Source organism: Dorea sp. AGR2135 (assembly GCF_000420885.1).
GTDB classification, from domain to species: Bacteria; Bacillota; Clostridia; order Lachnospirales; family Lachnospiraceae; genus Dorea; species Dorea formicigenerans.
Genome location: NZ_ATVU01000052.1, coordinates 1 through 9,353 on the forward strand (window position 1 = coordinate 1; position 9,353 = coordinate 9,353).

Below are 9,353 nucleotides of genomic sequence, written 5' to 3' on the forward strand. Positions count from 1 at the left end.
TGGCACCTCCTGGATGAATTTACGGCACGGTACTCTGTCTGTTATCATTTTACTATACGTCCTTTTGCCATAAATGAAAATTCTTCAAGTGGCTGGACAGGTGGTGGTGCAAATGAGAGTACCTGAAATCAGTTTAGGGAACGGGCTACAGGCCCAAAATAAACACGATCTTTGCCGTTATTTTAAATATAAGCGGCAGTAACAACAAATTCAATACCCAATAGTCTGCATAGTTTCATTTATGGTGGTGCCAAGTGTGCGGGCATGGGAGTTTAGGGAGAAAACTGAGCAAGTAGGAAGGTGGGATATATATGAAACAAGATACTTTAGAGGGCAAAGCAAAAACAAAAAATGGGGTAAAACGGCTGTGTTTTTCCATAATCTGCATTCTTCTGGAAGTGATTTTTATTATTACTATCGTAACACGCTTGAATGAATATGCAGAAATCATAAATTTATTTACAAGGATTTTGAGTGGGATCTTGGTTTTGGGATTGTACGCATCAAATAAGACATCCTCTATGAAAATGCCTTGGGTCATCTTAATTCTAATTTTCCCAATTATGGGAGTAGGACTGTATTTGTTGATTGGTTTGAATGGTGGCACACATAAAATGCGTGAGCGATATGCAGAAATTGATAGCAAATTGTTACCAATGCTTCCGGACAGTCAGGAGTGTTTGAGCAAAATAAAAGAAACAATTCCGAAAGCAGGAAATATAGCAAGTTACATACAAAGAAATTCGCAGTATCCAATCTATCAGAATACGGATATTGTGTATTTTGATGAAGCAGTGAAAGGATTAGAGGCACAGCTTAAGGATTTGGAGAAAGCACAGAAGTTTATCTTTATGGAATATCATGCGATAGAAGACGCTGAAGCATGGCATAAGATTCAAGATGTTCTGGAAGAACGAGTAAAAGCAGGTGTGAAAGTTAGAATATTCTACGATGATATGGGTTCTATAGGCTTTATTAACACAGATTTTGTGAAAAAGATGGAGGCAATAGGAATTCATTGTCGTGTATTCAATCCGTTTGTGCCAGGTTTAAATCTGTTTTTGAACAATCGTGATCATAGAAAAATAACAGTTATTGATGGAAAAGTCGGATTTACAGGTGGATATAATCTAGCAAACGAATATTTTAATTACACACACCCGTATGGACAGTGGAAAGATACAGGTATTCGTTTAGAAGGAGATGCTGTTCAGTCGCTTACGGTGACATTTTTGGAAATGTGGAATGCAGTAAGTGATAAGGATGCTAATGATTCTGATTTTAGTAAATACCTTTTCCACTATGATTATGCGGCACAGCAAACTGGGTTTGTTCAACCTTATGCAGACAGCCCTATGGATAATGAGCAAGTAGGAGAAGAAGTTTATATCAGTATGATAAATAAAGCTGAAAAATATTGTTGGTTTATGACTTCATATCTAATCATAACAGATGAAATGACGCATGCGTTATGTCTGGCTGCTAAGCGAGGGGTAGACGTAAGAATTATCACACCTGGTATCCCTGATAAAAAATTCATTTATAATATAACTCGTTCTTTTTATCATGGATTAGTTAAACATGGTGTTCGTGTTTATGAGTGGACTCCTGGTTTCTGTCATGCAAAAATGAGTGTGGCAGATGACTGTATGGCAACTTGTGGAACAATTAATCTGGATTATCGAAGTTTATATCACCATTTTGAAAATGGCTGTTTTATGGCAGATTGTCAGGCAGTTGTGGAAATAAAAAATGATCTGATAAGAACGATGGGAGAATGTCGTGATGTGACAGACCAATATCAAACCGGACGAAGTGCATATTTGCGACTGGGACAATTATTTATGAGATTATTTGCTGGATTGCTATAAGAATCTGATGAAACGACCTTTCAAAAAACAGTTGATTTAGAAGTTAACTGTTTTTGAAAGGCCGTTTTTGCTATATCTAACAGTCTGTTGTACAAAGAAGATTTTGCATGGATGAAAAAACAAACCTTGTTGAGGTTAAATTGAGTTTGACTTTGTATTGTATAAGTATGAAATAAAAAGGAATCAGGTGATGTACAATGAAAAAGCATAAAATATGTAAAATCCTTCTTGTTATACTGGCAATTTTTTTATGTGTGGCTTTTTATGAATTGCTCGGAATCTGCGTTGCATATAAAAAGCAGCCGGAAGTGTCCAATACAACCAAAAAAGAAACAAAAAATGGGTCATGGAACGAATGCAGTGAAAATCCAGAACGGGCAGTAATCATAGAAAAGAATCCAGAAGCGCTTTTACAAAGAGTGCGTTTGATCAAGAATGCAAAAAAGGAAATTATTCTTTCTACTTTTGCATTTCAATCCGATGAAAGTGGAAAATTGATTTTAGGAGCACTGCATGATGCGGCAGACAGAGGTGTACATATTCGTCTGTTAGTAGATGGAATGGAGAGCTGGATTGATATGGAAGGAAATCCGTATTTCTATGGATTATCTTCCCATGAGAATGTTGAAATTAAACTGTATAATAAGGCCAATCCGTTGAAACCGTGGAAAATGATGGGTAGAATGCATGATAAATATTTGATTGCAGATGGAAAGAGATATATTCTTGGGGGAAGAAATACATACAATTATTTCCTGGGTGATTTTCCGGGACATAAGAACTATGACAGAGACGTGTTAGTGGTTTGCGATGAACCTGAGAAAGAAAATTCAGTTAACCAGTTGTCAGAGTATTTTGAAACCATATGGAATCAGGAAGACAGTGGTTATTTTCATAACAATAAAAAACTGGCAAATAGAAAATCTGTAAAGAACGCAGTTTTAGAGCTGCAGAACAGCTATCAGAAATATTTTGAAGAGAATAAGGAAAGAATCTGCGAGACCGATTACACGAACGAAACTTTTGAGACAGAAAAGATTGCATTAGTGTCAAATCCTATCCACACAGGTCCCAAGGAACCAGTAGTCTGGTATTATCTGGGAGAACTAATGAAAAATGCAAAAGAGCGCGTGAAAATTCATACACCATATATTATCTGCAATGATATGATGTATAATACATGGAAAGAGATTGCGGAGAGAGTTCCGGATTTTTCTATCATGACCAATTCGGTTGCCAACAATGGAAATCCGTTTGGTTCTGCTGATTATGCGAGAAACAGAAACAGAATTTTAAATACAGGAATTGATATCTGGGAGTATGAAGGCGGCTATTCTTACCACGGAAAAAGCATCCTGATTGATGATGATCTATCCGTAATCGGTTCCTTTAACATGGATATGAGAAGCACGTATTTGGATACGGAACTGATGCTTGTAATACGTAGCAAAGAGATTAATAAACAGTTGGAAGAGGGCATGATGGAATATGAAAAAGTGTCCCGCCAGATATTAGAAGGCGGAACTTATAATGATCCATATCATGTAGAGCCAATCGAATTAACAAAGAAACGTCAGAGAAAAATATTTTTGGTACAGCATCTGCTTGGATGGGCAAGGTATCTGTTTTAATAAGGAGGAAGGAAAACGTGTTTCAAATATTGATTGTAGAAGATGATAAAGAATTAAGCCAGCTATTCCAAAAAGTGCTTGAGAAGAATGGATATCAAGTCAAAAGTGCATCGGATGGAGCACAGGCATTAGAAGTATTGGATAAGGAATATATTGATCTGATCATTTCCGATATTATGATGCCGGTTATGGATGGTTATGAACTGGTGTCGGAACTCCGTTCAGCAGGATATCAGATACCGGTACTTATGATTACTGCGAAAGGTTCCTTTGATGATATGCGCCAGGGATTTCTTTCGGGAAGTGACGATTATATGGTAAAACCGGTAAATGTGAATGAAATGGTTTTAAGAGTCGGAGCACTGCTTCGCCGTGCACAGATACTGAATGAACACAAAATTGTGATCGGTTCAACAGAGTTTGATTATGATGCAATGACGGTTACAACTGATAAGGAAAGTCTTGTTTTGCCTAAAAAAGAATTCCTGCTTTTATATAAGCTTGCAGCTTCGCCAGGCAGAACATTTACAAAACAACAGTTGATGGATGAAGTATGGGGATACGAGACGGAGGCAGACCCACATACGATAGAGGTACATATAGGAAGAATCAGAGAGCGTTTTAAAGATAACCCTGATTTTGAAATCGTAACAATGCGTGGAATTGGATACAAGGTGGTGAAAAAATAATGGAACAAAAGAAAGAAAAAGGATTGCGGATCCGATCCTGTCTGACTGGTGCAATCTGTCTGGCACTTGTATTTTCAACAGTCATATCTGCTTTATTATTTGCTTTTTTGAATCATTTTTTTAATCTGCCGGGCAGCATACCTGTGCTTGGCTGGCTTTTGATTTTCAATACATTGATTGCAGGGCTGATCACTTCCTTTATTAATGCAAAGTTACTGGAACCAATCACCAGACTTAGTAAAGCAATGAAGGAAGTTTCTCAGGGAGATTTTGAACAGCATTTGGAAACGAACAGCCGTATAGCAGAAGTTGGAGAATCTTATCAAAGTTTTAACGTTATGACAAAAGAACTTCGTGCAACAGAGGTGCTGCAGATGGATTTTGTATCTGATGTTTCTCATGAGTTTAAGACCCCGATTAATGCCATTGAAGGATATACAATGCTGCTTCAGGGAGAAGAACTGTCTCCGGATCAAGAGGAATATGTAGAAAAAATCTTATTTAACACCCAAAGACTTTCCGGATTGGTTGGTAATATTTTGCTTTTATCCAAGTTAGAGAATCAGAATATACCAATGAAAAAAACAGAATATCGTCTGGATGAACAGATCCGCCAGGCATTTCTTTCATTGGAAACAAAATGGACAGAAAAAGAAATTGGTTTTCAGGTAGAATTGGAGGAAGTTAAATATACTGGGAATGAAGGACTTTTTATGCATATCTGGATAAATCTTTTGGATAATGCGATTAAGTTCAGCCCTTCAAAGGGGACAATTACGATGTTTCTGAAACAAGAACAGGATTCTGTTAAGTTCATTCTGGAAGATGAAGGACCAGGAATAGAGGATGATGTAAAATCCAGAATATTTGACAAGTTCTATCAGGTAGATGGATCTCATAAAGCAGAAGGAAATGGCCTAGGTCTTGCACTTGTAAAACGGATTGTAGATAGTGCCGGAGGAACAATCAAAGCAGAAAACCGTGAATATGGTGGATGCAGATTTGTTATAGAGCTGCCAAAGCAGAAAGATGAGATTATATAGTTTTAAGATAAATTAGAAGATGGGAGGATTTATATGACATTTTATCAGGAGTTGCAGTTAAATCAGGCAGGTTCTAAAAACCTGTTGAAAAAGAGTGAAACACTAAAAGAAAAATTATATCATATGTGGGTATATCTGGTGAAGATAGCTGCTACAATGGCATTTTGTTTTTTCTTTGTTAGTATTTTCAGCATTCTATTTGGAAATGAGAACAGCATTGTAGGTGTAGTAGTCTTATTATGTCTCATGGTGTTTAGAAATGCGGATCTGGGGATCCACACCGGACAATCTACGATGCTTTTGACTTTGTTCTTTGTAATTATGACTGTATGTCCGCATTTAGCAAATCAGTTTTCACCGGTATTGGGAATGCTGTTAAATATTGCGGCACTGGCTGTGTTGATTCTGTTTGGATGCCATAATCCATTCATGTTTAATCAATCTACATTGGTTCTTGGGTATCTGCTGCTATATGGTTATGATGTTACGGGAAAAAGCTATCAGATGCGATTAGTCGGAATGGCTTTAGGTGCAGCACTTACCTGCTTCGTATTTTATCGAAATCATAAAAACAGAACTTATAAAAGAAATCTGAAAGATCTGATGCAAGAATTTGATATCACTTCTTCCAGAACAAAATGGCAGATATGTCAGATTTTATGCGTACCGATTGTCCTTTGCATTGCAGAACTTTGTAATATGCCACGTGCAATGTGGGCTGGTATTGCGGCCATGTCCGCGATTTTGCCGTTTATGGAAGATATGCACTACAGAGTCCGTAAAAGGATTGTCGGAAATATTGCAGGTGTTATATGTTTTACAGTATTATATTTTCTGCTTCCTTCGTCAATCTATGCATATATAGGAATTCTTGGTGGAATCGGTGTAGGATTTTCAGCACAATATGGCTGGCAGGCAGTATTTAACACATTTGGTGCTTTAGCCATTGCTGCAGAGACTTATGGACTACAAGGAGCGGTTAGTCTTAGAGTGATTCAAAATGTTTTTGGTGTTGTGTTTGCTTTAGCATTTTGTGTTATATTTTATTGGTTTATGTCTAAAAAAAAGGAAAGTGAGGTGACCGTACATGCAGAGTGAAGTGAATCAGGAAGAAAATTTGAATAGAATTATTACGGTTCCTAATCTTCTTTCTTTTTTTCGGCTTTGTCTGATTCCGGTAATTATATGGAGTTATTGTGTAAAGAATAATCCTCTGTTAGCTGGTGAAATCTTATTGCTGTCTGGTCTTACGGATCTTGCTGATGGATATATCGCAAGAAGATTCCATAGGATTAGTAATTTAGGAAAAATACTTGATCCGGTGGCTGATAAGCTGACACAGGCAGCGATGTTAATCTGTCTGTTTACTCGTTTTCCGCATGTGCTTCTTTTAATCGTAATAATGGCAGGTAAGGAGCTGTATATGGTAGTCAGTGGATGTCTTGTGATACGAAAGACAGGAAAAGTACATGGTGCAGACTGGCATGGAAAGATAGTAACCTTTTTATTATATGGAACTGCAGCGGTGCATATTATATGGTTCCACATTACACCGATGGTATCAGATCTGTTGATTGGTTTGTGCGCTATAATGATGGTCATATCGGTCGCTCTGTATATTATCCAGAATACCAGGACTCTTAAGGGAGAGACTGTATAAGCAATTTTATATTGCAATGACTAGAAAAATATTTAGGAGAAGATAGATATAAACAGTAAGTCAAACACACAAACTATGGAGTCTTTAGTCGGTTTAATAAAATTTTAGATAGAAAATAAATCATTCAATGCCATTTAGATAAGGTTTTTTATGATGAAAACAGTATATCATATGCGTTCATGCATTGAAAATACTGTTCAGTTAAGAAATGCTGTATTTTTTAGGTGCACTAATGCGTAGAAAGCAGGTGTATGATGAGTTCAAATCATTTTAGGTTTAAGAAAATAATTTATGATCGTGTAGATGATGCTGATGTAAAAGTGACATCAACAAGTGCGATTGCGCAGATGTATATACGTAAGCAGAATATTTTCACAGAGAAGAAGATATTTCCTTATGCAAAAATGGAAGACTTGAGATTAGACTTGTTGCCTAAAATCAGGGTTATGGCTCAAAATCATGCTGGTGGACAACATCCATGGACCGCAATGGATGATCAGGAACTATTGAAAAGTGCAGGGCTGTATGGCAGAGCTGTTGTTACAGGAGAAGAGGGATTCAATCTTGCAGCACTTATGCTTCTTGGAAAAGATGATGTGATTTTAAATGTTGCACCGACTTATGTAACAGACGCACTTGTAAGGAAGGTCAATGTAGATCGCTACGATGATCGGGAAATTATTAAGACAAATCTAATTGAAAGTTATAGTCAACTCTTGGGTTTTGGAAGAAAAAATTTGCCAGACAAGTTCTTTTTGGAAGGAGCCGTGAATAAGAGCCTTAGGAACACGATTGTAAGAGAAATGGTCAGTAATACCTTGATGCATCGGGAATTTACAAGCAGCTATACGGCAAAATTCGTGATTGAAAAAGATCGAATGTATGTGGAAAATGCAAATCGTGCAACCAAGGAAGGTTTTATCACAGTAGATAACTTGGAACCAAATCCAAAGAACCCGATTATAGCAGCATTTTTCAGGAATATCGGTTATGCAGATCAGCTTGGATCTGGAGTGCGTAAGCTATTTAAGTATTGCAAATTCTATTCAGGTAAAGAGCCGGAATTTGTTGAAGGAGATGTGTTCCGGATTATTGTGCCATTGGATGAGGAGTATTCTTTTGACTTTGGAGTTAATAATAAATCGGTGAGTGAAACTTTGGATGATAAAATTGCAACTTTAGAGAGCGACTTAAAAAGAACAAAAAATAAAATTGAGACTTTGGATTGCGACTTTGAAATAAAAGAGGAGTTGGAGATTGTTCAACTGATAAAAGAAAATCCATCTATCACACAAAAAGAAATTCAACAAAGGACAGGTATTTCATTAGGAACAGTAAAAAGAATTTTACCTAAACTACAGAAGAAAGGAATTCTTGTTAGAGAGGGCGGTAAACGTTTTGGCAGATGGATTATAAAATAAAATATAGCTTTTGCTAGTTGTTAAAAAACTGTGATAAACTAAAAGAGAAAAGTTTATAGAGCAGGAGGGCTGATTTATGTGTCAGATAGTATTAAGCATACCGGATGAAGTACTTTATGATAAAAAAATGAACAAAGAACAGGCAAATCAGTTTGCAAGACAAGCCTATTTTCTTAAAATCTCATGTGGTGCTTCTATTTCATTTGCCAGGGTATGCTCTGTTAATTCTGACATCAATTTCAACTTTTTATTGATCAGCGGCCGCATACAGTTAGGAACATGTTCCTGATGCGCTCTGTGGATTGCTACACATTCCTTACAATTTCCATGGTAGCGACAGGCTTTCAAGCAAGGACAGTGATCTTTATCTTTGTATTCCTTACGAAATTCTGCTGCAAATTCTTCTTGCAGTCTCAGCCCTTCGGCACGGTTTCCTTTATGAAATTCTGCCATTGCATCCAGTTCTTTTTGGTTTTCTTCAATCTTCATATTACTAAAATTCCTTTCCTTTTTCATGATTAATTTCTGTAATCATTTTTATCTGGAAGCATATTTTCCATTTCCAATTTTTTTAACATTAATGTCTATTTCAGGCATTTGATATTTTACCTTACGCTGCGTCCGTTTCGGATTTCTTTTGGTATCTTTTACAACAGCTTTAACAGCAGGACTGAATTTCAAACTGAAGAGCAAAAACTCTGTCAATATATTGTACCAAATCGCTGGCGCGATGGCTAGCGTTACGTACAATAAGGTCGCCACTTTTTTTTCAAAAATAAAAGTAGCAGTTTTTTTGTATATGTTATATTGTTAAGTTACCACACTCAAACAATTACACACAAAAGAACTGCTATGCTTATGTTATCATGTTTTTTTATTCTTAACAATTACATATCTGATTTTTTTATTCGTCCGCCTCCCTTTAGGTGTTTGTTTTTACTTTTTTTATTACAAACATCATTTATTTTAGGAGGTTCATTATGGACAAATATTTTAATTCTTACAGAGAGATGATTTCTCTCCGTGGTCTTACCGACC

Annotated in this window: 8 protein-coding genes; 7 read left to right on the forward strand and 1 reads right to left on the reverse strand. The window is 36.6% G+C overall.

All coding sequences use genetic code 11. The annotated features are described in order from the left end of the window. The first annotated feature begins 311 nt into the window (after positions 1-311). From cls to G593_RS0117665, 7 genes are all read left to right on the forward strand, one after another. Complete coding sequence (gene cls, locus G593_RS0117635; protein WP_029732528.1) at positions 312-1,871, forward strand: cardiolipin synthase; 1,560 nt, start codon at positions 312-314, stop codon at positions 1,869-1,871. A 197-nt stretch (positions 1,872-2,068) separates the two neighbouring features. Next, complete coding sequence (locus G593_RS0117640) at positions 2,069-3,502, forward strand: phospholipase D family protein (RefSeq protein ID WP_005340775.1); 1,434 nt, start codon at positions 2,069-2,071, stop codon at positions 3,500-3,502. After that, positions 3,481-4,191, forward strand: a complete 711-nt coding sequence (locus tag G593_RS0117645) for a response regulator transcription factor (protein ID WP_003693048.1) — start codon at positions 3,481-3,483, stop codon at positions 4,189-4,191. Before G593_RS0117640 ends, G593_RS0117645 begins: the two co-directional genes overlap by 22 nt. Next, on the forward strand, positions 4,191-5,234 hold the full coding sequence (locus tag G593_RS0117650) for a HAMP domain-containing sensor histidine kinase (protein WP_029732529.1): 1,044 nt from the start codon (positions 4,191-4,193) through the stop codon (positions 5,232-5,234). The genes G593_RS0117645 and G593_RS0117650 overlap by 1 nt, the downstream gene beginning before the upstream one ends. 33 nt (positions 5,235-5,267) lie before the next feature. Continuing rightward, on the forward strand, positions 5,268-6,332 hold the full coding sequence (locus tag G593_RS0117655; RefSeq protein ID WP_029732530.1) for an FUSC family protein: 1,065 nt from the start codon (positions 5,268-5,270) through the stop codon (positions 6,330-6,332). Next, entirely contained in the window at positions 6,322-6,894 is a 573-nt protein-coding gene (locus G593_RS0117660; RefSeq protein WP_005340764.1) for a CDP-alcohol phosphatidyltransferase family protein, read from the forward strand. The genes G593_RS0117655 and G593_RS0117660 overlap by 11 nt, the downstream gene beginning before the upstream one ends. A 254-nt stretch (positions 6,895-7,148) precedes the next feature. Further along, entirely contained in the window at positions 7,149-8,315 is a 1,167-nt protein-coding gene (locus tag G593_RS0117665; protein ID WP_242827134.1) for a winged helix-turn-helix transcriptional regulator, read from the forward strand. A gap of 165 nt (positions 8,316-8,480) precedes the next feature. Here the strand turns inward: G593_RS0117665 and G593_RS0117670 are convergent, their stop codons facing one another. After that, positions 8,481-8,804: a hypothetical protein gene (locus tag G593_RS0117670; RefSeq protein WP_005340760.1), complete on the reverse strand. Its 324-nt coding sequence runs from the start codon at positions 8,802-8,804 to the stop codon at positions 8,481-8,483. Positions 8,805-9,353: the final 549 nt, after the last annotated feature.

Bases quoted from the DNA above. Each gene is read 5' to 3' on its own strand.
- cls (WP_029732528.1), top strand. From the start codon at position 312: ATGAAACAAGATACTTTAGAGGGCAAAGCAAAAACAAAAAATGGGGTA.
- G593_RS0117650 (WP_029732529.1), top strand. From the start codon at position 4,191: ATGGAACAAAAGAAAGAAAAAGGATTGCGGATCCGATCCTGTCTGACT.
- G593_RS0117670 (WP_005340760.1), bottom strand. From the start codon at position 8,804: ATGAAGATTGAAGAAAACCAAAAAGAACTGGATGCAATGGCAGAATTT.
- G593_RS0117665 (WP_242827134.1), top strand. From the start codon at position 7,149: ATGAGTTCAAATCATTTTAGGTTTAAGAAAATAATTTATGATCGTGTA.
- G593_RS0117660 (WP_005340764.1), top strand. From the start codon at position 6,322: ATGCAGAGTGAAGTGAATCAGGAAGAAAATTTGAATAGAATTATTACG.
- G593_RS0117645 (WP_003693048.1), top strand. From the start codon at position 3,481: ATGGGCAAGGTATCTGTTTTAATAAGGAGGAAGGAAAACGTGTTTCAA.
- G593_RS0117640 (WP_005340775.1), top strand. From the start codon at position 2,069: ATGAAAAAGCATAAAATATGTAAAATCCTTCTTGTTATACTGGCAATT.
- G593_RS0117655 (WP_029732530.1), top strand. From the start codon at position 5,268: ATGACATTTTATCAGGAGTTGCAGTTAAATCAGGCAGGTTCTAAAAAC.